We start from the raw sequence: 23,977 nt of genomic DNA, 5'->3' as shown, positions 1-23,977 counted from the left end.
TCCTGCGGTGCTAATCTCGGGTAATCCGGTTAACACTTTTCAAACGGCGCAGTTTTTTCATCACACGGGCCAGATGAATCCGATCCTCAACGGTAACCTCCATATGCACATGCGCCAATTGGCCCTCATGTTCACTGATATCGATCGAGACCACATCCGCCCCAACGCTTGAAGCGGTGGTCGCCAGCTCCGCAATAATGCCGCGATGTGACTCCACTTCGGTACTGAGGTTTACGCTGAACTCTTCATCCTGATTATCCGACCACTCCAGATAGATACACTTCTCCGGATCATCACGCAGATAGCCGATATTTCGACACTCCGTCTGGTGAATCACCAATCCACGTCCTGTACTGATATGACCGATAATCTTATCGCCCGGGATTGGCAGGCAACACTTCGCATAGTGGAGCACCATACCTTCAGTGCCTTTAATCGACAGAGGCTTCTGGCGACTCAGGCGATCCTGATCCTCAGTTTTCTCCATATCTTCATCGGGTCGTAATCGGCGTGCCACCACATAGGCCATGCGGTTGCCCAGACCAATATCTTCCAGCAGATCTTCCAGTGAGTTCAGCTCAGCTTCCTGCAACAGCTCACGTAGTTTGAATGGGTCGATATCGTTGAGTGTTGCGCCATAATTTGCCAGGAACTGATTCAGCAGGCGCTGCCCCAGTTCAACCGATTCATGGCGTTGCTGATTTTTCAGATAGTGGCGAATAGCTGTTCGCGCTTTACCGGTCACGACAAAATTTAGCCACGCCATATTGGGTTGCGCACTGGGGGTGGTAATAATCTCGACAGTCTGGCCATTCTCCAGCGGCTGAGAAAGTGGTGCTAACCGGCGATTGATACGGCAGGAGACACAGGAGTTACCGACATCGGTGTGTACCGCATAAGCAAAGTCCACAGCGGTTGCGCCACTGGGCAGCTCCATAATTTTTCCTAGCGGTGTAAAGACATATACCTCATCAGGGAATAGATCCGTTTTAACACTGTCGATAAATTCCATCGAGTTACCAGCACTCTGATGCATCTCCAACAGGCCCTGAACCCATTTACGCGCACGTTTGTAACTCCCCAGCGCGCTCTCGGAACGGTCTTCCTCGTCGTCATTTTTATAGTGACTGTGTTCCGCGATCCCCTGACTGGCTACAGCATCCATCTCATGGGTACGGATCTGAACCTCAATCGTAATATCACGCGCACCAAACAGATCCGTGTGCAGGGATTGGTAACCGTTTGCTTTGGGAATCGCGATATAGTCTTTAAACCGGCCATGAACCGGCTTGTAGAGATTATGGACGGCACCCAGAGTTCGGTAGCAATCATCGACTGAATCAACTACGACCCGAAAGGCAAAGACATCCATAATTTCTGAAAACGACTTACGCTGCGCTTTCATCTTCGAGTAGATGCTGTAAAGGTGCTTTTCACGACCAGAGACCTGTCCGTTCAGCCCCTCTTTCTGAAGACGTTTTTCAATTGTCTCCTGAATAGAGCTGATCACATCTTTACGCTGCCCTCGCGCCTGAACAACCGCACGGCGGATATGCTTTGCACGCATCGGGAAATGCGCCTGAAACGCCAGATCTTCCAGTTCGACCTGAACATCCCTCATCCCCAGTCTCGCTGCTATTGGGGCATAGATATCCAATGTTTCACGAGCGATACGGCGCTGTTTATGCGGAGGCATCGCCCCCAGGGTGCGCATATTGTGTAACCGGTCCGCCAGTTTCACCAGAATCACCCGGATATCCTCAGCCATTGCCAACACCATCTTCTGGAAGTTGCTGGCCTGGGCCTCAGCTTTGGTTTCAAATTCAAGGTGAGTTAGCTTGGATACCCCATCCACTATATCCGCTACGGATTTGCCAAACTGGGATTCAATCCCTTCGTAGTTGATCTCGGTGTCTTCAATCACGTCATGCAGCATCGCGGCCATCAGGCTTTGATGGTCCATCCGCAGCTCAGCGAGAATATTCGCTGCTGCCAGAGGGTGTGTTACGTAGGGCTCACCACTTTTACGTTTCTGTCCATCATGGGCCTGTTCAGCATAAAAATAGGAACGACGCACCTGCTGAATCTGCATGGGATCCAGGTAATCATCTAATCGTTGAGAAAGTGCGTCTATGGTTGGCATTGCCCCTCCGGTACTACAAGACAGTATATGCGCTCTACCCCTGATGATGCCGCATTCCGGCGGGTAGGAAAAGATCTAATCGGGTATTAATACCATGGATTAAAAGCAAAACGCCCCGCTGGATAGCGAGGCGTTTGCAGTAAAACGATCGGGACGCTTAATCGTGTTCGATTTCGTCCAGTACAGTACGGTCAGTGTGACCCTCTGCAATTTCACGTAGAGCAACAACAGTAGGCTTATCGTTTTCCCACTCTACTTTTGCTTCTTTACCGCCAGTAGCCAGCTGACGTGCGCGCTTAGCAGCAACCATAACCAGCTGGAAACGGTTATCTACGTTCTCCAGGCAATCTTCAACGGTAACTCGTGCCATGGGCAAACCTCGGAAATTTTGGGGTATTGAAAGACCGCGCAGTGTACCTTTAAGCCAACCTTATGACAAGAGGCCAGCTAACAGCTTTTGGCAACGTTCCTGCTGTTTTGAGATCTGCATCCGCTGAGACAGAAAAATACCGTGCAGTTCCAGCAGCGCCTGATCAAAATCATCATTGATAACGAGAAAATCATACTCACCATAGTGACTCATCTCGCTGACCGCTTCCGACATCCGCAACGCAATCACGTCCTCACTGTCCTGACCACGATTTGTCAGGCGCTGTTCCAACGCTTCCCGTGACGGTGGCAGGATAAAGACGGACAAGCATTCAGGCATCAGACGACGTATCTGCTGAGCCCCCTGCCAATCGATCTCGAGGATAACATCCTTACCCTGCTCCAGCTGTGTCTCAACCCACTGCTGAGAGGTACCGTATTTATTGGTGAAAACCTCAGCAAACTCCAGAAAGGCAGATGCTTCAATCATCTCATTAAATTCATCCATTGAGACAAAATTGTAATCCACACCATCCTGCTCACCTGGACGCATATCGCGTGTGGTATGCGATACAGAAACAACAATGTTCTGATCCTGTTCCAACATCGCCTTAACCAAGCTGGTTTTACCTGCGCCGGAAGGGGCAGAAACTACATAGAGAGTGCCTTTAGCCATTGTATTTCTCATCATGTCAGGTGAAGCAGCAGATACGCTGAGTGAACCACATTATAAAAGCTTTGTCTGATTTCACCATAATTGCCTTATATTCCGGACAAAATAGTCGATAACCCTAGGTAAGAACGGGCCTTTCCGGAACAAATCATTTATTATCGGACGGAAATCATGTTCATTCTCAGAGACGGTTTCGCTTGATGCGCTGGATTTCAGCCTCAAAATTGTTTGTTACTGCCCTGCCAGCGCTCCATCAGAAGACCTTGGCTGCGCTTGCAGCACTGCTTCTCATCGCGGCATTGCTCCCCTCTGGTAAAGAGGATACTGCGGCGCATACCCTCTCGTTAGATCACCTGATCGATACTGAAGCCCCTGTCATAGATAGCCCTGAGTTAAGCATCAGACAACTGAAGGCTCCGTGGGCGTTTGATGAGGTGCCCGAATCTGAAACCCTGCTCGTACCTGCCGTTGCACAGGGCGGTAATAGCTACCAGTACATCGTACGCAAAGGTGACACGCTAAGCTCCATCTTTGAACGCCTGCAGCTACCTCAAAAAACCATGTATCAACTCTTGGAAGCAGACCTCAATGTTCTCGCTCTGGATAACCTGATGCCTGGGCACACTCTCGTCTTCGAGAAAGAGGAGCATCAACTTAAACGTTTTGAACTGCAGTTCAATCTGGCCCATAAAGTCGTGTATCAACGTAAAGAGGCGGAAGGCTTTGAGTTTGAAGAGGTTCGTCTGGAAGGAGATTGGAAAGAGTCCCTGGTACAGGGGGAGATCCTCTATACCTTTACCGGTTCAGGACAGAAGGCGGGCTTGAGCAAAGCTGAAGCACAATCCATCACACAGGTTCTGAAACAGCGTGTTGATTTCCGCCGTGATATTCAGCGTGGTGATAAGTTTGAAGTACTAGTGACCCGCCAGTATGTAGATGGTGAAGCAACAGGCAACACCCAGGTTCAGGCGATCCGAATAAAGAACCGCCACAACATCAGCGCATTCCTGTTTGAAGATAACTACTACGATGAGAAGGGCCGGAATTTAGAAAAAGCGTTCCAGCGCTATCCTTTTAATGGTAAATACCGTCTCTCTTCACACTATAATCCCCGCCGCCGCCATCCGGTGACAGGTCTGATTCGTCCTCATAACGGTACCGACTTTGCGATGCGTAAAGGCTCACCCGTCGTCTCGACCGGAGATGGCGTTGTCTCCCGAGTTGTTCGTCATAAGTACGCGGGGCTCTATATTGAGATTAAACATGGGCAAAGTTATAAAACCCGTTATCTGCATCTCAACAAATCGTATGTAATCAAAGGACAACGGGTGAAGCGTGGCCAAAAGATCGCCCAGTCTGGAAACTCGGGTCGATCAACGGGGCCACACCTGCATTTTGAGCTGCATAAGAATGGTCGCCCGGTCAACGCGATGACAGCGAAAATCCCTATTGCAGTTTCGCTTACAGGTAAGAAGAAAAACGCGTTTAAACGTCAGTTAAAATCGTACCTCGCAAAGATCGAAGCCTCCTCCCTCGAACAATTGGCATTGAACGAAAAGAACAGATCCAGCGATCAGCCAACCACGCTGTAAGTGGTTAGCTGGTTAGCTGCTTGAGTTTGCGATATAACGTCGCACGGCTAATACCTAACTGGCTGGCAGCCGCTGAAATATTGCCTTCACACTGCTCGACCACTAACTGTACGATCTGTAGTTCAGAGTCTTTGAGCGCTCCATTGGCGGGTGCTGGTTTTACACCGCCTAAAGAGGTTTTCAGTATCCCGGAACCATTCAGCTCCTCCAAAAAGTCATCACTGATATGGCGACTATCAATACTCACCTCATCAGGCTCCATAAAGGCGATCGCAACCCGTAGAGTCGTTTCCAACTGGCGTATATTGCCCGGCCATTGATAAGCTAGCAGCGATTGCATCAATGTCTCTGAAAGCTCAATCTGACGACCATCAGGGGTAAGCTGCTGTAAAAACTGGTGGATAAAGTCTCTCTTATCGGTACGATCCCTAAACGCAGGTATCCTCAGGCATACCCCATTCAGACGGTAGTAGAGATCTTCCCTGAACTGCCCATCTGCCACCAGCGCCTTCAGGTCTCTGTGCGATGCACAGATAACCGCAATGTCCAAAGCGATCTCTTCACCACCACCCAACGGCGCAATAGAACGCTCCTGCAGCACTCGCAGCAACCGAGCCTGCATCGCTAGCGGCATATCACCGATCTCATCCAGAAACAGCGTACCCCCATGTGCCTGTTCCAGTCGGCCTGTCATACCTCCCTTACGGGAACCGGTGAAGGCCCCCTCACGATAACCAAAGAGTTCTGACTCGATCAGGCCTTCCGGTATGGCCGCGCAGTTGACCGCGACAAAGGGGCCAGAGCTTCGACGGCTATCCAGATGAAGTGATTTAGCCATCACCTCTTTACCCGTTCCTGTCTCTCCCTGGATTAGCACAGGCAGCTCATGTGCCAGCGCCCGACTGCCCATGCGAACCCCTTTCTGCAGACGTGGATCCTGCCCAGCCAGTTCGTTCAGGTCGGGTGCATGGAGTGGAGCAGGATCAGCTTTGGCGCGGACTTGTTTGTGCTGTGACCTCGAGATACCCATCGGAAAACTATTGGGAAAGTGAAGCAGTTCACATACAAAATCGCCGCCGCGGGTATGTAACTGACCCCGCCCTTTACGATGGAGATCCGTTAGCAGGACTTCAGGACGAACGCCGAACAGTTCCTCCAGATTTTTGCCTAAGAGCTGTTCCCGTTTCCGTCCCAGCAGTTGACATAGCTGCTCGTTAGCGGCCTGTATATGTCCATCTAACTCCATCGCCAACATCCCCTGCCAAGAGGAGCGAAGATATTCAGGACGCGCATGCACACTCAGAACGATCTGTTGCTGAAACTGACCAGAGAACATTCGATTTTCTATCGAGCGGACCGCCTGCTGAACCAGGCTGAGATTGGGAGGTAGTTCACGATTATCCGTTGGCGAGGTCAGATCAAGAACGCCGATCACCTCACCCTGGGCGCTTGTAATAGGGGCCGAACTGCACGATAAATTTCCGACCCGATCAAGAAAATGTTCATGCCCCTTAATCATCACCGGTGCTCGCTCTACCACTGCAGTTCCTACCGCATTAGTACCACGAACCTGTTCATTCCAGTTGGCACCCGCTTCAAGTGCGTGTCGGGTTGCACTGTCCAAAAACCTCTTCTCACCCTTCACACCCAGAATCATGGCATCAGCATCGGCAAGAATGGCTAAGCCACCTTCTCGTGAGAAATGCTCTACCAACTGCTTCACTTCCGGATGTGCCGCTTCAATCAGGCTACGGTTCTTATCTTTAAGATCCGCCACACCATCACTCGACAAGTTCTCCAGTTCGAGTGAAGCTTTGCAGCTCAGACCGGCTTCGATACTTCTCTGCCAGGAATCTTCAATCTCGCTGCGTAATACACCCGAGGGAACTTCGCCCTGAAGCAGGTAGTTTTTTCTGACATCCTCCACACTCAAAGGTGTGGTTGAACGATCATTACTCATTGCGCCGGCCTCTTGTTATTTTTCTGGTGTCACACCGAACACCTGCCTGTGCATAAAAAATAAGTGAATCTACTTATCTACCCCATGGACGGACAATATTCAACTGCTCATTTTTCATACAGAAACAAAAAAACACGGCACTGTGAAACAGATACCGTGCAAAGATACTGGAATAAGCATTGCACTTACCCCGGCATCACAGCGAAGGAGGTAGGTTGCCCTACCAAGAGAACGTTGAAGAGATAGAGGAAATTCTTACATCGATCAAACCCCTGATATCAATAGAAGTACATCAGTACCCCTTGCAGATATAAGTTTGAATCATCATTCCCCTGATTGGCGATCACATCAGCACCGTCGGGGTTATACACACCGATCATTGGGCTGAAAATCCAGTTTTCATTGATCGACCAGAGTGCATAGAGGTCAATCTCTGTCCCTGAAAGATCAGCAGCATCATCTTTCTGTCCAAAATCCCAATACTGAAGTCCCACGGTAAGATCTTCACGTGGCTGCAGCATCAACTCGATGCGATCAACGGAGTTTCCGGAGTTAGCAGGTCCGGCATAATTAGAGGCAACTTCACCCTGGAACCAGGTACCAAAGCCGCGGGTGAAACCGAAAAACAGAGGATCAAATGCTTCATTATCAGCCGTAGATGCGTCGTCCCCGGAGAACTCAGCGTGACGGTAGTTGATCGTCGGTGACCAGAGCGTATCACTGAAGGTCCAACCCGCTTCAACATACCAGGCATTACCCTCATTTTTAACCGCGGTGTCCCCACCACTCTCATCCACATATTCAAATGAGAGGAAGAGGTTATCCACACCCAAGCTGCCCTGACCTCTCAGGCTGACGATATCCATACCATCACGCTGATCCCAAATGCCAAAACCGGTTCCGGCTTCCACATCAAGCACTTTCATATAACTCAGGCCCAACGTGCCCTTCGTTTCATCAACAAGCTCCAGGTTTATCCCAGCCAGCTCTGTGTCCTGATGGTAGGGGTTATCCGACTGTAACCAGAACAGATCACTACGCAACGCACCTTCTGGATCAATCTTCAAAATAGCCGTCTGATCGAAACTTTTCTGCCCGGCCAGATAATAGGCACCGCCACGATCCACATCGACACCATCTATTTCACCCAGACTGATCGCGTCACCCGCAATCACAAAGCCATCCCCCAGCATGAACTGCTGTCTCCCGACAGAGAGATCAAACACACCGTCTTCACTCTGCCACCCGACAAAAGCGTTCTCAATTTTGAGTTCCCGCTCGTCCCCACTGGTTAAGCCAGCCGCATCGCCATCGCCCCAGGTACCCAAGCCGATCACACCCAGCCCGCCATACATTGTGCTGCCATTAGACACAGAGGAACGCACGACCAGATCCCCTTTCAGGTACGCTTCCTGCCAATCATTACCATTGCCTGTGCCGGTATAGTTTTCATCCGTTGAGAGGAGGGCTGCCATACCCTCAACATTAAACTCAACCGTTTTCCCATCTTGGTTATAGATCTCAGCAGCCTGTGCCTGCACACCACCCAGCAATAGCGCAGCGGCCAGTGCATTTAACTTCAATTTGTTTCCAGTTATTTTCATTTTTATTATCCACTCGTATGCTTTAGGACTCTCAATTCATCTTCTCCGGGCAAAAAGCTCCCCGTAACGACATCAAAGATGCCGCTTGAGGGGGAATTTACGCGGAGTGAAACGGTTCGATTTAGCGAATAAAAACTTGTGCTGTGGTTGTCGACATATCACCACCAGGCAGCGTGATTGTATTCAAGCGCTCCAGCGATTCAGCATCAAAAACCGCCACATGGTTGTGGGTTCCGGCCAGATAGAGCTTACTGCCGTCATTACTCACCGTAATACAGTAATAAGAGTGATCCAGCTCCGCCGCTTTCAGTAGGGTCTGCTTCTCAATGTCATACTTAGCCAACCGGTTCAGCACGCCATACATGATGTTGGCGTCTTTTGGTGAACGGGTACCGGTAAAGTAGATCTCGGTGATCGGCCCAAAATCTTTGGTTTCCGTCTCACCGGTATCCAGATTGATATTGAAGTAACCGTACAACCAGTCAGCGGTATTCAGGTCTTCAGAGCCTTCCTGAAAGCGTGCCGTTGTATACAGAATGGTGAAATCCTTAGTCGGCGTTTGCACCGCCCAGACGTTCAGTACATCCGGTTGCACATAGCGCTCACGCTGCCAGTTCCGGCTGGGTACCGCTACTTCATATTTACCGGTGTTTACATCCATCTTGTAGATATCAGCACCCGCCATATACAGACCACCATCTTTACCCACCTGCATCGCAGTCACTAGTCGAGGAGATGGGAGGATACGAATCGGTTTCGCATCCAAACCACTATCCGTGCTGTATACCGCAAGACGAGTTGGTTGAACCCGGTAGTGATCGCGCTCAAGCATGGTCGGGTTCTGAACGGTGTACAGCTCTTTACCGTCATAACTTAAAGCAAAGGCGTAAATACTCTTGGTGCGCTCATTACGCTTCTGCGACATACGCGCATGGAAAGTTACCTCGCAGGTATCCATATCCACGCCGTAAATATCTTCGTAACCGTTGTTCAGAATGAACGCGGTTTTCTTGTCTGGCGCTACCTGCAGTGCACCCGGGCCAAACCGATCCGGCATATCACAGCTCTTGTAGAGCGAGTCTGTTTTCAGATCCAGTACGTGCAGCTGATTTGGGTAGTTAGCCACTATCATATACTCGTCACCAGATTTCAGTGCTGGCCCCTGAGCCGCCATCAGACTAGTCGGTATCAGTGCCGCTAACCCTAGTGTTGCTGTCGCCAGCAGAGTCGATAGGGAGCGACGCATGTTTTTGTTGTTTTTCATCGTATGCATCCTGTTCTTAGTCTTTATCCGCCGGAAAAACCGTACCCAAATTGCGCCAGTCCTGACCGGACTGATGTGCATCTTTGTTCCAGTCCGGGTAGGTGTTCATCATGTCTGGCACCTGGGCAGGCCACCAGCAAGGGTCCGCACAGCCATAAAGATCAGATTCCATGGGCTGACAGAGCGAGGTCACCGAGCCGAAGGCATCGATCTCCCAACCTGGGTCTGTGGTCGCGGTACAGCCAGCCAAAGATGACATAGCCACCACTTCTTCTACCTGGTCATCGCCTACAGCTTGATCCAGAATGCGTGCTTTATTGTTTAGAGGCTTGAGATGTTTCATATCAGTGAGCCCTCCGAGGAGTAATGTAACTGTCGATAAAGGCCGGGTTTTCGGCCAGAATGCGGCTGTAAACTTCGATTCCGAAGTCCACCCAGTCGCGCATCAGATCGCAGTAGTGATAAACGGGATGAGTCGGGTCTTCATAACGGGCATAGCTTTCGTGGTAGCAACCACCGGAACAGAGATTGCGGATACGGCAGCTGGCACAACCGGTGTTGGTACGATCCAGGCGTTTTTCCAGGAATTCACCCAGACGCTCTTTATCCATTCCCTGCTGAACCGAACCAAAAGTATCCAGGTCCGAACCGGTAAAGCGGTGACAAAGGTTTAAGCCACCTTCATGGTCCACTGCGAGCATCGCTACACCGGCACCACAAGGCAGGGCTTTCTTATTCCCCTCGTGCAGATCAGTGATCAGTTGATGCATATTGGAAAATCCAATATTGCGATGTTCCAGCGCGGCTTCCAGATACTCCTGGCCCAGTGCTTTCATATTGCTAAACACCTCTGCCAATTCCTTATCGCTAAGGTTGAAGTAGCTGATATCACCGGAGGTTACCGGGGCAAAACCCACTTCAGCAAAACCAAGTTCATTGAACAGATGATCCCAGATGCGGCGAATATCAGTGATCCCCTTAGTCAGAGTCACACGTGCGCCCACCGGGCGGGATTTGTAACGTTCCAGCAGCATCCGCGCTTTGCGGCTCACCACATCATAAGTGCCCTGACCACCCACAGTGATACGGTTCTTATCATGGATCGCTTTTGGCCCGTCCATACTGATAGAGATACCGAAGCGATGCTCATTGAGCCAATCAACGATCTTTTCCGTCAGCAGGGTTGCGTTAGTGGTCATGGTGAAGTCCACCGGTTTACCCAGTTCAGCAAAACGCCGTTCTGAGTAATCCACTACCTCACGGATCAGTGCCAGGTTTGATAGTGGTTCACCCCCAAAGAACACCACGTTGTAGCGCTCCTCTTGTGGCGATTCCGCAATCAACATCTCGATCGACTGGATCGCTGTTTCCAGTCCCATCTTTTTCCCTGCAGAGGGTTTATCCAGATCCTCTTTGTAGCAGTAGCTACAACTCAGATTACAGCCAGTATTTACGTTCAAAACCACGGTATTCAGCGGAAACTCGGTCACCTTCTTCAGCCCGATCTCAGGCGTCAGCGGGGAACCATCGCTGACCAGCTCCAACGCGATCAGCTCTTGCATCGTTTCGCGGATCTGATCAGCCGGATACTGCTGCTGTAGCTCTGCCACCAGCTGTTCAGCCGTTTGCTCCTGAGTACGTAGCGTCTCGATCATCTGCAACGTCAGGTTATCCAACTGGAACAAACTGCTGGATGGGATATGGAACAACAGTTGGTTGCTGTCCACTTCAACCAGATGCAGGTTCTGTTCAACTAAATTTAATTGGGCGCCCATAACGACCCTCCTCACTATTCTTATTCTCTGGCTAACGCCTAAAGCGTTGCCGTTATATTTCAGTCAGGAAGAGTTATGGCAGCGGGGGATTATTCCAGCGCTGTACGGTAACGATCATCTGGCCATCAGCGGTCAGCTTTTTGCCCTGATCATCCACAGTCGCAACCACTTTCAGGTTACCCGCGTTGTTGGTCGACATGCGGCGTTTCGGGTTAGGACCCGCAGCAGCCGTGGTAAATACACCGGTTTTGGCATCCATAGAGCCAGTAAATTCGACATCTTTGTCCGCTTCAGCCTGAGCATCAAACGGTTCCACGTGCCAATTGGCCGGAACAAACCCGATACGCATATCATCATCGGTACCCGCTTTGCCATCAGCTCCGTTCATCCATGCTTCTGCCTGGAAATAGCCATTGTATTTCGGCGTAGAGCCGCCATTACCACCGACACGTGCCACGGAGAAGTCCGGTACCACTTTGACACTACCGATCTGGTCATAAACATTGATCGAGGCACCATTGGCTTTACCCGCTTTGACCGTACGGTTGCCTGGCTGAGCGGCACTATCCGCTTTCACCTGAGCAACCACTTTGTTCTGATCGCGGTAGAGCACCTCCACCACTTCCAGACCGTTACCCAGGGAGATATTTTCACCTAGCCCAGCGCCAATCAGAGTCATAACCTGCGTACTACCCGCACGGATATACTCAGGCTGAACCGCCAGCAACTTCGCTTTAGAGCCAGTCTTCACTGCCGTGAAATCCATACCCTTTTCATCATGGATGGTTTCAAACATCCGGCCGCTCAGTTCACTGCCATCTTTAGAAGCAGCAAACACCTGACGCATCGAAACGCCATCGATGTTCAGATTTGCACGCCACTCATAGCCTGTGTAGATGATCGCACTGCCCTCACCTTTAAAGGCCGAACCATCAGCGTACTCACCATCCACTTTGACGGTATAAAGATCTTTCTTACCCCCCTTAACGGTCATAACACCGTGAAGCTCACCTTTGCCAGGCATATTCGCGGTGAAGCTCCAGCGACCATTAAGCGGGATTTTTTTGGCTTTTTGCCACTGATTCCAGCTGTCGGACTTCAGTGGATAATCTTTGGCCAAAGCTGGGACCATCTTGTCCAGCGCCAGATTCAACCAGTCACGGTCACGAGCCAATGCCTGGTACTCGAGCGTCGGCCATTGACCTAGGTGGAAATGGACCAGATGCTCCCACTCTGCCTGCGGGCGGCGCTGCAGCTCAACACGAGCCCCCGAGTGACAACGTGCACACATCTCGGTGAATTCAGCGGACTCGAAAGACTCCATTGTGTTCAGACGACGCTCCATCGCATAGCGGGCACCTTCGGTTTCCTCAGGAGCCAGGCCCTGTTTATCCGAGAAGTATTTCACCAGCGTGCGACGCTCTTCATCCGTGATCTTCAGGCCGTGCATCACCTGCATTCTGGCGATGGTCATCAGCCAGCCCTCAGGTGTTTTACGTTGGTGGCTCATTCGGCTGAATTGAGCCGGCTGGGCCTGCTCCTCACTGTGGCAAGCAAGACAGTTCTTTTTAATGATGGACTCAGCATCCGCAGCCTGAAGCGCTGCTGTTGGCAATATGGCACCTGCCAACATGACACCTCCCATCCAACGGGAAAGTTTAAGGTTCTTGTTCAAGGCCAGACTCCTTTTATGTTTATTCTGGGGGGCGATACCCGCCGCTTTAGTTCTAACCTGCCAGAGATAGAGCACAGCCTGTGCCAAAAAGATCAAACCTTTGTTTTTCAATAAGATAGATAGAATAAGGGGGTTTACCTATCGCTATAACACTGTTTTATTCCAGAACAGCTCTGTTCAAAAATGCGACACTCAATGGTCAGGCTCCCCCCGTTTCAGGCTTTTGGCTGTCTCAGCCACTGACTTATTTTTTGACACTCTGTCTCAGACTGAAACAACCCCCTGAAGCCTTCTGCCCCTACCTTCATATGAAAAGCCTTTTCTTATCAGCAAGTTACTTTCAAAAAAGAACTATGGCATAGCCTTTGCGATATCTGATGCAGCATGAACGCAAGAACAACTCACGTGACTATGGGTATTCCTGTAGTCCTGGAACAAAAAATATAAGAAAAGGTCTTTTTATGAGTACAGCTACGTTTTCACCCTCCGAGGAAGCATTAGCCTTTATACAGCGCCAGCACAGATTCCTGATCGGTGATCAATGGCTCAGCGCTAACGACAGTCGCACACTCGATGTGGTAAACCCCGCTGACGGTTTAAAGATCGCTACTGTCCCCAGTGGAGGCGCATCAGACATTGATCAGGCGGTAAAAATGGCACGCCAGACATTTGATGATTCTGAGTGGAGCCGCATTAAGCCGGTTGACCGCCAAAAACTGCTCTGGGGGTTTGCCGACCTGATAGAGAAGAACGCATCTCTGTTGGCTGAAATAGAAGCGATGGACAATGGTAAGAGCGTCGTGGTGGCAGAACATGTTGATATTCGCCTGGCCGTTGATTTTCTGCGCTATATGGCTGGATTTGCAACCAAAATTGAGGGCCGTAGTGTTGATGTGTCTGTCCCTTTTATGCCGGATGCACAGTTCCATGGCTATACCCGTCGTGAAGCGGTAGGCGTAGTCGGCGCAATCGTCGCCTGGAATTTCCCGCTACTGCTGGCGTGCTGGAAACTCGGTCCCGCTCTGGCAACAGGCTGTACCGTAGTGCTTAAACCTGCCGAAGATACCCCGCTCACCGCTCTGAAACTGGCGGAGCTGGCGCTGGAGGCTGGTTATCCACCGGGCGTACTGAATGTGGTCACCGGACTAGGCCATGAGGCAGGTGCGGCGCTGTCCAATCATCCCGATGTGGATAAACTGACCTTTACCGGCTCCACCGATGTTGGCAAGCTGATCGGGAAAGCAGCCATTGATAATATGACTCGGGTCACGCTGGAACTCGGGGGCAAGTCTCCAACCATTGTCCTGCAGGATGCAGACCTGCAGAGTGCCGCTGCCGGTGCCGCCAACGCAATCTTCTTCAATCAGGGGCAGGTCTGCTGTGCAGGCTCTCGTCTCTACGTTCAGAAAAAGCACTTTGATAATGTGGTTGCTGATATCTCGGATATCGCCAACGGGATGACACTAGGCGCAGGCCTGGATCCAAATGCACAGATGGGGCCGCTGGTTTCAGCCAAACAACAGCAACGTGTGTGCAGCTATATCGATCAGGGGATCAACGGCGGCGCGACCATCACAGCAGGCGGCAGTGCGGCAGATGGGCCTGGATTCTTCGTCAAACCAACGGTAATGGTCGATGTAGACCACAACGCCACGGTAGTGAGAGAGGAGATCTTCGGCCCAGTATTGGTCGCTATGCCTTTTGACGACATCGATGAAGCGGTTCGCATCGCTAATGACAGCCAGTACGGCCTGGGGGCAAGTATCTGGTCAAACAACCTTTCTGAAGTCCACCGCATGATCCCCAGAATCAAAGCGGGCTCGGTCTGGGTCAACTGCCACACAGCACTCGACCCCGCCCTACCTTTTGGCGGCTATAAACAGTCCGGCCTGGGCCGTGAAATGGGTAGCGACGTTATCGAGCACTACACCGAAGTGAAATCAGTATTAATGAGTGTCTGAACTCTACAGAGGCAATAAAAAAGGAGGCCTTGGCCTCCTTTTTAAATTTAAACTGTAGTTATTCAATATTCTGGATCTAAACACACAATAAAAACAAAAACGAATTGATTTATAAGTAATTTTTGACTCAAAAATCATGCACAATCACGAACAAGTCACCCTTCCTGTCACACTTCATACAATTTCATCTTCGATCGAACAAAACCAACTTCATTTTTTGCCCTTGCTCTTCTTTTTACTGTGTGACTTTAACAGCTTTGAGATGACGTCATCATAGGTTGAGTAAAGCAAAACCCCGTTACGCTTTTTCCGCTTCATTTTATCCAATTTTTTCTTTGTGTCAGCACTAACCTGAATTCTTCCAGGCTTAGGCTCTTTTGACATCAGCGCACGTCTCTCGCGGCGTTTTCTGAGCTTAGCCGAGCACTTAATCCAAAGATCACTCGGCACCAGGTGAGCATAATCTTCCACAACTTTCATAACTTTTTTTCGCTCTCCCTTTTTAAGAGAACGATCAACAACATTAATCTCATTTATTAGGGATTCAACATCAGAAAGTTCAATCCCCTCATCTCCGGCAGAATTATAAATCAAAGCTAGCAGCTCATATGCATCATCAATTGTTGCATCATCTAGTGTAATTGCTCTCAACAGCTCCCCTCCACAGCCCTGTGACGGCGTCACAATACATGTTGCACATTTTAATTCTTAAGTTTTCAAATATAAAAATCAAACCCTTCTTCAACAAACAAAAAAACAAAGCCTGTGACACCAACCATAACTAATTGATAGTTAAAGCCCATTTAGATATACCCCGTCACAGGAATACAAATTCTTTCTATCGTAAAACAAAACTGTAAACGACTTCGGTATGAATAACCGAGGTTAAACAGTAATGACTTTTCAGCATGACTCTGAATCAAGTTCTCAACAATACCCGTTGATAACAGCTCAAATTGTCACCCTTCAAGATGTGATCACTGCAACAAGCTTATCCAGGTCAACAATCTACCGAATGATCAAAAGCCAGACCTTTCCTCAGCCGCTGGCATTAACCAGCAAGCGTTGTGGTTTTTACGCGCACGAAGTTAACGAGTGGCTCATGAACCGCCCAAGAACTCTTTAGCAATAAACTCCAATACCATATTGACGAGACATAGAAATGAAAAAAACAGATAAAAACAGCCTTCCTCACAAACTTAAAAACAGTAAGAAAGTTAAAAGGAAGTCAAAAAAACCTAAAGCCAAGAACTCTCAAAGGAAATGTACTCAAGCCCAGAGCATCAGTGAGCTAGATGATGCAGTCAAGCAACTGCGCGAGAGTTTGAAGAATATCCGTACCATCATTTATATCATCTATAAACTGAAACTTTGGCGGGATCGTCATGAATCATTTGAAGATTTCATCAAAGAAGAATTGAGTGATCTATGCTCACGTACTACCGCTTACAGACATGTAAAAGCAGCAGAAATTGATGAAGTATTACGCCTTCCCATTGGCACTGTACCCATTACAGTTACCGACGTAATCTCAACGGATAAATTAACCCCAAAAAGGATCCGGCGAATCTGGAAAAAGGCCCAAACAACTTCGCGCAAAGAAGTACCAACAATCCCATCAATACAACAATGTCTTAAAGAGCATTCACAAGCAAAAGCTGCATACAAGTGGATAACAAAGCCATCTAATTGGGATTACCTGCTAAATGAACTGAGCAGTCGCCACAAAGACAAAATGAAATCGCACCTAACCAAGCTTAGCTCTGCATTAGATGAATAAGCCACAGTCCAAAAACATGGGATTCTCATCATGAGAATCCCGCAGCAACCAGGTTCTCCAAAACTGTAAATACTAATTTAACCGAAGCTAGTTTAGCAGCGATGCCGTATTGCACGGCGGGACCTGCCGATGATCAGCATTGCTATCGGAGGCCTGCAACAAGAGTTGAATTTTTCAGTTCTTGATGCCCCCCGTGTATCTACCAGCTACTCCTAGCCATACCAGAGCTATACCGATGACCACTTATACAGCACCTATATCTAAAGAAGAAGCAACCCTTGCCATCAAAGCTGCAGGCCCGTTTACTTATTTTATTACCCTACCATTTCTAAAGCCTAAAGGCCGTTCATGCCTCTCTCTCAATGAAGGCATAGACCAATTTAATGCCCTATGCCACTTAATGAATCAGAAACTGTATGGACGGAAGTACATGAAGCAGGGGCACTTCATGCAAGGTTATGCATGTATTGAGGATCATGCTGTGGCAGGTGAGCATTTTCACGCACTAATTAAGCGTGATGAAGCTCAGTTTATGAAGGATTACCCCAACTTTAGAGAAATATTTTACCAATCAGCATCCAAATTACGCCGATATAATCCGATTAAACAAACGCATTGCTATAACCTTACTCAGCCTGACCATTTAGATGTTCAGTACCTGCCTAAACACCTTCTAGTTAACCAGCCAGGTTACTACCCTAACCGGTATGATGATCTTGCCACATACCTTATTAAACAACGAAAAAAGCCTCTATATCTGCGTAGAAATCGTATCTGCCGCATCTACCCTTTGTCGGTTAATGGCATCGATATCTGTGATTATGGTACTGGCGGGCTATGACAGCCCGCTTTCCATACGCCAAATTGAGACCCTGATGCCGCTACCAAGCCCCTCCTCAATCGCATACCCACATACTATTCGTTGCTCCGTTTCTCGAGCACCAACTACAGCCTTCATAGCAGACGCCAGGCTGGTACCTGATCCAAGAACACTGTCCACTTCTTCAACTAGACTTAACGTGTAATTGCTCTGTCCCACTGTGACCACAACAAAAGACTGGCCATCATTAAACGGCATACCCAGCTTATTCAAATAAGGCTCCACTGCGGTCAACCAGAACCCGGTAAAGGTCGCCTGAGGTTCGCTGGTCATTGATGCATAACTGAAGCTAAAACTTCGCTGTTCGACTCTGTCAGCCAGATAGGCCATAACGTTGCTATTAAGAAAGAAAGTTCCGATCGGCCAAGGCTCAAATTGTACTCTCAGCACGTCCAACAGAGCCTGCAGGAACTCATCAGGCCGATCAAATTGCTGCGCCTCTTGGAACGGCAGCTTTCCATCATCGACGTAATAGTGTCGGACACCGTTGCTCACTTCAGGGAAATCATGTTCCTTCAGCAGGCCCATTAGTTCACGAAAGCCAGTATCAATCTTGTCCATGGCGTTAAGAAAATCGTCGGTATCAATCATAGTCTTAACCCCCTACCCAGATTGTCGGTAAGCGTTCTCATAGCTTCTGTCTGCGCGTTAACATGTCGCTTGTCATAACGCGTGGTCGTCATCACATTAGCGTGCCCAGCCGCTTTAGATACGAGGCTGAGATCACTCCCCTGTTCCAATAACAGAGAGATATAGGTACGCCGCAGATCGTGTGGCCGCAGACCTTTAATACCGATTGATTCCCCCTGCTTCTTCACCAGACGGTAGACAGAGTTAACGGTAATCCGCTTATCCGACACACCTTTTTTCAGCACCTTAGTAAAGAACGGCGATAAGGGCTCAATATCACCGCGCTCTGCTGCCCACTGTTTCAGCCTTTTTAACGTTACCCCACTAATATCGTGATACCTCAACTTACCTCCCTCACCCCTGACCGACACACGGAGCCGTTCAAAATCAAAGCTGTCGTGATTTAGCGCCACGACCTCTGAACGACGAAGGCCCGTAGTTATCATCAGCATCAATAGCGCTGTATCTCTGATTCCTTTTGGCCCTTCAGTTTCAGCAGCTTTTCTAACTAGCTTCCGGCTTTCTTCAAGGCTTAGCGCAATACCACCTTTCTTAGCGGTACCACGTACACTTTCCAACTGGCAGATCCGTGCCAAGTGTTCGGCTGTCACCAACTCCATCTTAAAGGCAGTTCTGACCACTCCTCGGATAGCAGCCATCGTAGTATTAATTGTGTTAACCGACTTATCCGTTTCCTGAAGCTTGGACCGGATAAAGATCAGTTGTTGATACTCCAGCTTGTACCACTCAATTTCATCAATACTTTCTTTTCCTAATAGCTGAGCCACCTGCGTTAACTGGCTTCTCATAGAACGTCGCCCTGACGGTGCGAGCCCCATCAAATAGCAGTTTACTGCCGATATCTCTTTTGCATTCATAATATTCCCCTTATTACAGGCAATAGCGGGCCATGACACACTATGTGCCTGTAAAAATTGTGTTCGATTTAAGTGTTAGTCGCGGAGGTAAACGAGGTAGGTTTCGTAGACGCTGAGCTGATAGTAATGCTCACCATCTTCTTCAGAAATACAGCAGTCGGATCGGTCCAGTTCTTCTAGATAGGTGGAATCGAAAAGCGTTATCTCTTCATTATTAATACTGCAGATCACTGTCCAGTGGTTGCTCGTACCTTTCAAACGTGTTATGGCCACGCCCCGGCCATCTGCTCGCTCAAAGAAATTTGAGATTGCCCGCCAGTAAGTGAATATGGTCCAACAAGGTACATTAGTATCGTCAACGAGCGCCCGAAAGCCGATGTTGTATTCAGGCAACACCATGTTCATCAGAGTTTCTAGCTCTTCACCTGCCAGACCATAGGTGACACGAGCACTGCGCTTTCCCTTACGGAACTCAGTGACTCTCGCCAAGCACTCAGCGAATAGTGAGCGCTGTTCTTCTTCACTCAACTTAGGCTTTAAATATCTGAGGGCATTAATCAGTGCATACTGACCACAGTACTCATCCAGCTCACCTTGAGTTAGAGGGTTAACTTCACACATAGCAGTTCTCCTCTACTGAGACTTTCACGTCAAACACCCCCATCTCAATGTAACTACAAAAGTTCTGCTCCCACAGTCGGTAGTAGCTCTCTACACCATGCTCCGTAATTGGATAAACACGATATTCGTTCTGAAATCTGCGTTCGGAGAAGTCAAAATCTGAAGACTTACCAAGTTCAGCAAACGGCTGAATACCGAAATAGGTAAATTCGGTGATGTATTCAACTTCACCACTCTGATTAATACTGATTTCTACTGGTCGATAACCCCCAGTTTCCGCTGAGTAAGATGGATCTCGGAAGTTTAAGATCACCGGGCCAATACACGGTTTCTCAGGCTTCAACAACTCATTTTGCAATAGTCCTATCAGCTTGCCGCCAAGCTCAAAAGCCGTCGTTTCTCTTTTGATAATCATATCGATACCTTTTTGTAGGCGTGCGAATGCCTCCGGCTATACCGGATAGAGTTCACACAGATGAATTTATGAAAGAAAGGAGCAGTGCATTAATTTGGACACTGCTTTAAGTTGGGCGCCACAATCATCAGCCATAAGCTAATGATTCTTATAGATATTATATCAAATTCCAGCTTTTCCTACGAGAATTACCCCTAAACAAGGTGAGGAAAGGGCAGGCCTCAGATACCATGATGCCGTAACTGAGGAATAAGATTCATGTCGCGAATTGTGGAGTTTATGCTTGAAGAAGCACCGGATCATAAAGACCGGTATATCAGCGATCTTTGGCAGCTAGACCATTTCTGGCTGGAACATACGCATGACTACATTCAATGGTTGTTTCCCACAGTCACGTCCCATAAGAGAAACAGTTTCGCCCCCTGTCTTTCACGGGATGATAAGGAGACATTCGCATCTAACCCACAACTAAGACAACAGCAATTGCAGTCTTACCGTGTGATGTTAGATTTCTTTGGATTAGAAGAGCATGAAGGTCAAGTGATTGCACAATCCAACTTAAATATGCGGCAGCACATTTGGCTGAAACGAGGTGGGCACAACCACCTGAGGATCTCTCGTATCATTCAAAGCTTGGCTCTGTGTTCAAACCGAGATCAAGCTACAGCCCTTCAGAAAGCAGTGATTGGTATCGGTCAAGCCGTGGGACAGGTTTCAGAAGAGAGTCTTCATTATTGGTCAACAGCTATAAAAATTTAAAAATCCCGTGAATAGGTGCCTACATGATACCCCAGCTTTTCCTGCGTAATACTTAACACTTAACCCTATGCAGATAGCTCTTGGTAAGATCGCTTCAGAAACCTATTTTCCTTGGTAAATGAAGCTCTAGCAAAATCATCTAGCCTAATATTGAGCTGTTCTATATCTTCGCGACTAAACTTATCACTATTAATAGTCAGTATGTATTGTCGACTGGCCAAAGCCTGCAAACTGTCCCCAATATAATTCATGCTTTTAATCAGTGTATCTTGGTCAACATCAAAAATGTTGTCATGGATCAGAAGTCCTGGATGCAATACAGATGTATCGGGGTTAAGCAGAAGTGAAAGGTCATAAAGAAAAACCTTTTCACGGTTTATGCTATGGCTTCCATCAGAATCTGTTCTTAACTCAAACTTTACTATTTCTGCTTTCTTTGAAATATCAATCTCAAATGAGCTCTTCCTATTACCAAAAACGTAATCATGAATGCTCAGAACCGTATTTTCAAAGGACTCGATTACGTTCTTTGCATCCCCTACATAGCTTTCTAAAAGGTATATCCTATCTTCCCGTTCTCGTTTCTTGGACTTGTGCTCTGAATCGTATTCACTGAATTTGCTTATGAAAGATGAAAGAGCAGAAAACTCTTCTATCTTGCTTTGATGAACAGCAATGGTTTGCTTTAGACTGACTAACAACCCTTCTTGATCTAAAAGCGAAACTTTCTCTTTATAAGCTCTAGTCAAATTGGTAATACGCTCATCACGCTGTTTGATTTCATCGTTCAATGAAGCCCTTCGGTTCTCGATGATGCTTCTTTGAAATTCATCAATCTTTCTTTTGAAGGCACTTACTTCATCGAGCTCTCTCTTGATTAAATCACCTAAGCCCGCTTTGAACTGATTGTACAATTCGGCAACTTCATCACCATCGATATAATTGTCCCCTCGAAACATCCTTACCTTCGAAAGTTCCGATTTAAGAACCGTTTGGGCCGAGCGTTCTTGCTCAAGCAGGGTTTCTATTTCAATAATCTCATTCTTTACGGTGTCAAAGCCTTCAGTATTCTCAAGCTGGTCAATGTCTGCTTGTATCCGCTGAACTTGATTTTCTAACTCATTGAGGTCTGCTCTAGACTCAGAAACATTTTTACCTGTAATAGTTTCAATGTTCTCTTCCATCTTTTTTCTGGCTTTAGATACATCCTGCATATCTTTATACAGCTGCTTTGCTTCTGTATAAGGCGCAGGATCAACATGAAGCAACCAGAGATGTGGTGCATAGTTGGGAGGGACGCGCTTGTTTGTATCGTAACAATTTATAATAGATTTAAATTCTGACCCCTCATCACGAATTAATGGCCCCATCATGGTTCTGAATGAAGGTGGATTTTCTCTATCTGTTGTTCCAAAGAGTAATGTGGTCAGATGATTGTTTGCATCTGAAAGCGTTGAGTATTTTCTAGCTTCCCCATTAATGACTAGTGTAGGGCATTCAGGGTTTTTAATTGTCCTTCTAGAAGTAATTCGGTAATCACCTATTTCGAAATCCAAACACACTATGGTTTCAGGTGATAGATCTTGCGGTGGAATCAGAGAAACTCGACTATCACTATTTTTCTTTAATAACCCATAGTTTAAAAACTCAATAGCTAAAGATTTACCAACGCCATTAGTTTTAACATTACCTTCCGTAGTCTCACCAAGAATCAAATTGAACCCATCAAAAAAAGTGATTGGTTCAAAGGCGGCTGGTTCACAATACAGTTTTCTAATTTTCAACATTTTTTAATCAAATACGGCTCGTCAAAATCAACAACGTCTAACGCATACAAGAACAACATCCCATAATAGATACTTCTTGCACTCAACCTTTCTGACTTACGTAGATTCCTTGCCAAGTCAAAGATACTAATACGTCCATCATCGCTTGCTTGTAGCTGCTTAAGGATTTCACTCCCGATAACAGGCGCTGATTTTTTTAAGTCTTCATCTTTAGAAAATAAGCTACCCACTTATAGCTGCCTTATTTGGAAATACATTGCACATAATCAATTGTTTGATGATGTAAAACTGTGCCGCGCCAGTGTCTGCATCAATTCCGTTTTGTTGAAGTAAATTAAGAAAATGATCGATGATCCTTTCTAAGGCAGCCTTAGGGTTCCCACTACACTCATTCAGAACAGTATCACTATATCTACGTAGATGCTGGGCAACCCGTTTTAACTTTACAGCTCCAATATCAGCCCCTTTTTCTACTGCATCCAATACAGCTCCATAATCTTGGTACAAAACCAGATACTCACTCTCTAAAAACTCGGAATGGTCGGAAAATCGCTGATATATTTTTTCCATTGGAAACGGCTCTTCAAGGTAGCCTTCTCCAATAGATGGATGTTCTTCATCACTAATAAGTTCAATTAGCTTCAATATAGTGATTACATTTTTAGGGAGGGCTTCCGTGGGCTTCGAATATAGCTCATTATTGAGGAATTGGTTGATTTCTTGTAACTTTTCAAGCGGGAAATCATTAAACTTGACTGCCAGATCACCAACATCCCAAATATCTTTTTTCGTATCTAAAGTGTAGCTTTCGTCTCCAACGCTGAGGGCTTTATGGGCAGTTTTTTCGACAATGTTCAGAATCACGAGTCGGTCGTACTGTTCATACATTTTCTTTTCAACGAACTTTTCGACTGTGTGTTTTGTTTTATCTAGCTTTGATGTTGACGTTACTTGAATAGCAAAGCTATTAATTTCATCCCCTAGATCAATCGCAGTGGCATTCTGATCAATGATGTTGATATTGATCAACTCAAAGTCAAAGGCCAGATTGAGCAAGTCACGGTAGAAATTTTCTGAATGCACGTTTATATCAGTAAGATTCAGTTTGTTATTTATCGAAACTTCATTGCTCAGCCACGAAAGTGACTTAATGATAGATTTCTGTAGTTCTTGCCTGTTCATATGATATTGCTTCTGTGTACCTGCCGGTT

The 23,977-nt window shown here is 47.5% G+C and carries 22 protein-coding genes; 6 read left to right on the top strand and 16 right to left on the bottom strand.

The genetic code is table 11. The annotated features are described in order from the left end of the window. Positions 1-10: 10 nt before the first annotated feature. From spoT to gmk, 3 genes are all read right to left on the bottom strand, one after another. Positions 11-2,143, bottom strand: coding sequence for a bifunctional GTP diphosphokinase/guanosine-3',5'-bis pyrophosphate 3'-pyrophosphohydrolase (gene spoT / locus Q0882_RS12110; protein WP_299182015.1), 2,133 nt, complete (start codon positions 2,141-2,143; stop codon positions 11-13). A gap of 157 nt (positions 2,144-2,300) precedes the next feature. Next, positions 2,301-2,513, bottom strand: coding sequence for a DNA-directed RNA polymerase subunit omega (gene rpoZ, locus Q0882_RS12105; protein ID WP_299182013.1), 213 nt, complete (start codon positions 2,511-2,513; stop codon positions 2,301-2,303). Positions 2,514-2,573: 60 nt separating this feature from the next. Further along, positions 2,574-3,188, bottom strand: coding sequence for a guanylate kinase (gene gmk / locus Q0882_RS12100; protein WP_299182011.1), 615 nt, complete (start codon positions 3,186-3,188; stop codon positions 2,574-2,576). A gap of 197 nt (positions 3,189-3,385) precedes the next feature. Here gmk and Q0882_RS12095 point away from each other — a divergent pair, with 197 nt between their 5' ends. Further along, positions 3,386-4,777 (top strand): peptidoglycan DD-metalloendopeptidase family protein, encoded by a 1,392-nt coding sequence (locus Q0882_RS12095; RefSeq protein WP_299182009.1) that lies wholly within the window; start codon positions 3,386-3,388, stop codon positions 4,775-4,777. 4 nt (positions 4,778-4,781) lie between these two features. On the opposite strand, the gene Q0882_RS12090 is transcribed toward Q0882_RS12095, so the two are convergent. From Q0882_RS12090 to peaA, 6 genes are all read right to left on the bottom strand, one after another. After that, positions 4,782-6,737 carry a sigma-54-dependent Fis family transcriptional regulator gene (locus Q0882_RS12090; protein ID WP_299182007.1) on the bottom strand — a complete coding sequence of 652 codons (1,956 nt, stop codon included), beginning with the start codon at positions 6,735-6,737 and terminating at the stop codon, positions 4,782-4,784. Positions 6,738-7,015: 278 nt separating this feature from the next. After that, positions 7,016-8,341 carry an alginate export family protein gene (locus tag Q0882_RS12085; RefSeq protein WP_299182005.1) on the bottom strand — a complete coding sequence of 442 codons (1,326 nt, stop codon included), beginning with the start codon at positions 8,339-8,341 and terminating at the stop codon, positions 7,016-7,018. 121 nt (positions 8,342-8,462) lie between these two features. Next, positions 8,463-9,605 carry a quinohemoprotein amine dehydrogenase subunit beta gene (peaD, locus tag Q0882_RS12080; RefSeq protein WP_299182003.1) on the bottom strand — a complete coding sequence of 381 codons (1,143 nt, stop codon included), beginning with the start codon at positions 9,603-9,605 and terminating at the stop codon, positions 8,463-8,465. 16 nt (positions 9,606-9,621) lie between these two features. Continuing rightward, positions 9,622-9,948 (bottom strand): quinohemoprotein amine dehydrogenase subunit gamma, encoded by a 327-nt coding sequence (gene qhpC, locus Q0882_RS12075; protein WP_299182001.1) that lies wholly within the window; start codon positions 9,946-9,948, stop codon positions 9,622-9,624. A gap of 1 nt (position 9,949) precedes the next feature. Further along, the gene (gene peaB / locus Q0882_RS12070; RefSeq protein ID WP_299181999.1) at positions 9,950-11,380 is read right to left on the bottom strand and encodes a quinohemoprotein amine dehydrogenase maturation protein; all 1,431 of its coding nucleotides are present in this window, start codon (positions 11,378-11,380) and stop codon (positions 9,950-9,952) included. Between the two features lie 73 nt (positions 11,381-11,453). Next, entirely contained in the window at positions 11,454-13,055 is a 1,602-nt protein-coding gene (peaA, locus tag Q0882_RS12065; RefSeq protein WP_299181996.1) for a quinohemoprotein amine dehydrogenase subunit alpha, read from the bottom strand. Between the two features lie 461 nt (positions 13,056-13,516). Here peaA and Q0882_RS12060 point away from each other — a divergent pair, with 461 nt between their 5' ends. Further along, positions 13,517-15,016 carry an aldehyde dehydrogenase family protein gene (locus tag Q0882_RS12060; RefSeq protein ID WP_299181994.1) on the top strand — a complete coding sequence of 500 codons (1,500 nt, stop codon included), beginning with the start codon at positions 13,517-13,519 and terminating at the stop codon, positions 15,014-15,016. Between the two features lie 210 nt (positions 15,017-15,226). On the opposite strand, the gene Q0882_RS12055 is transcribed toward Q0882_RS12060, so the two are convergent. Beyond that, positions 15,227-15,667, bottom strand: coding sequence for a hypothetical protein (locus tag Q0882_RS12055; RefSeq protein ID WP_299181992.1), 441 nt, complete (start codon positions 15,665-15,667; stop codon positions 15,227-15,229). Positions 15,668-15,911: 244 nt separating this feature from the next. On the opposite strand from Q0882_RS12055, the gene Q0882_RS16760 reads away from it, so the two are divergent. The 3 genes from Q0882_RS16760 (at position 15,912) to Q0882_RS12045 (ending at position 17,637) form a co-directional block, all read left to right on the top strand. Further along, positions 15,912-16,142, top strand: coding sequence for an AlpA family phage regulatory protein (locus Q0882_RS16760; RefSeq protein ID WP_366915932.1), 231 nt, complete (start codon positions 15,912-15,914; stop codon positions 16,140-16,142). Between the two features lie 36 nt (positions 16,143-16,178). Then, positions 16,179-16,796, top strand: coding sequence for a hypothetical protein (locus Q0882_RS12050; RefSeq protein ID WP_299181989.1), 618 nt, complete (start codon positions 16,179-16,181; stop codon positions 16,794-16,796). Positions 16,797-17,031: 235 nt separating this feature from the next. Beyond that, positions 17,032-17,637 (top strand): hypothetical protein, encoded by a 606-nt coding sequence (locus Q0882_RS12045; RefSeq protein ID WP_299181986.1) that lies wholly within the window; start codon positions 17,032-17,034, stop codon positions 17,635-17,637. Here Q0882_RS12045 and Q0882_RS12040 read toward each other — a convergent pair. The 4 genes from Q0882_RS12040 to Q0882_RS12025 form a co-directional block, all read right to left on the bottom strand. Beyond that, positions 17,632-18,267 (bottom strand): hypothetical protein, encoded by a 636-nt coding sequence (locus Q0882_RS12040; RefSeq protein ID WP_299181983.1) that lies wholly within the window; start codon positions 18,265-18,267, stop codon positions 17,632-17,634. The genes Q0882_RS12045 and Q0882_RS12040 overlap by 6 nt on opposite strands. Continuing rightward, entirely contained in the window at positions 18,264-19,184 is a 921-nt protein-coding gene (locus tag Q0882_RS12035; RefSeq protein ID WP_299181980.1) for a site-specific integrase, read from the bottom strand. Before Q0882_RS12035 ends, Q0882_RS12040 begins: the two co-directional genes overlap by 4 nt. Positions 19,185-19,259: 75 nt before the next feature. Then, on the bottom strand, positions 19,260-19,805 hold the full coding sequence (locus Q0882_RS12030) for a hypothetical protein (RefSeq protein ID WP_299181977.1): 546 nt from the start codon (positions 19,803-19,805) through the stop codon (positions 19,260-19,262). Beyond that, on the bottom strand, positions 19,798-20,220 hold the full coding sequence (locus tag Q0882_RS12025) for a DUF2787 family protein (RefSeq protein ID WP_299181974.1): 423 nt from the start codon (positions 20,218-20,220) through the stop codon (positions 19,798-19,800). The genes Q0882_RS12030 and Q0882_RS12025 overlap by 8 nt, the downstream gene beginning before the upstream one ends. Positions 20,221-20,478: 258 nt before the next feature. On the opposite strand from Q0882_RS12025, the gene Q0882_RS12020 reads away from it, so the two are divergent. Further along, complete coding sequence (locus tag Q0882_RS12020) at positions 20,479-20,979, top strand: opioid growth factor receptor-related protein (RefSeq protein WP_299181971.1); 501 nt, start codon at positions 20,479-20,481, stop codon at positions 20,977-20,979. Positions 20,980-21,044: 65 nt separating this feature from the next. Here Q0882_RS12020 and Q0882_RS12015 read toward each other — a convergent pair whose 3' ends face one another. Continuing rightward, entirely contained in the window at positions 21,045-22,766 is a 1,722-nt protein-coding gene (locus Q0882_RS12015) for a DUF2326 domain-containing protein (RefSeq protein ID WP_299181968.1), read from the bottom strand. A 222-nt stretch (positions 22,767-22,988) separates the two neighbouring features. Beyond that, positions 22,989-23,948, bottom strand: coding sequence for an SMEK domain-containing protein (locus Q0882_RS12010; RefSeq protein ID WP_299181966.1), 960 nt, complete (start codon positions 23,946-23,948; stop codon positions 22,989-22,991). Positions 23,949-23,977: the final 29 nt, after the last annotated feature.

Source organism: uncultured Neptuniibacter sp., assembly GCF_947498015.1.
Classification (GTDB): domain Bacteria; phylum Pseudomonadota; class Gammaproteobacteria; order Pseudomonadales; family Balneatricaceae; genus Neptuniibacter.
The sequence above is the reverse complement of the archived record's forward strand: the minus strand, read 5'-3'. Positions and strand labels throughout refer to the sequence as shown.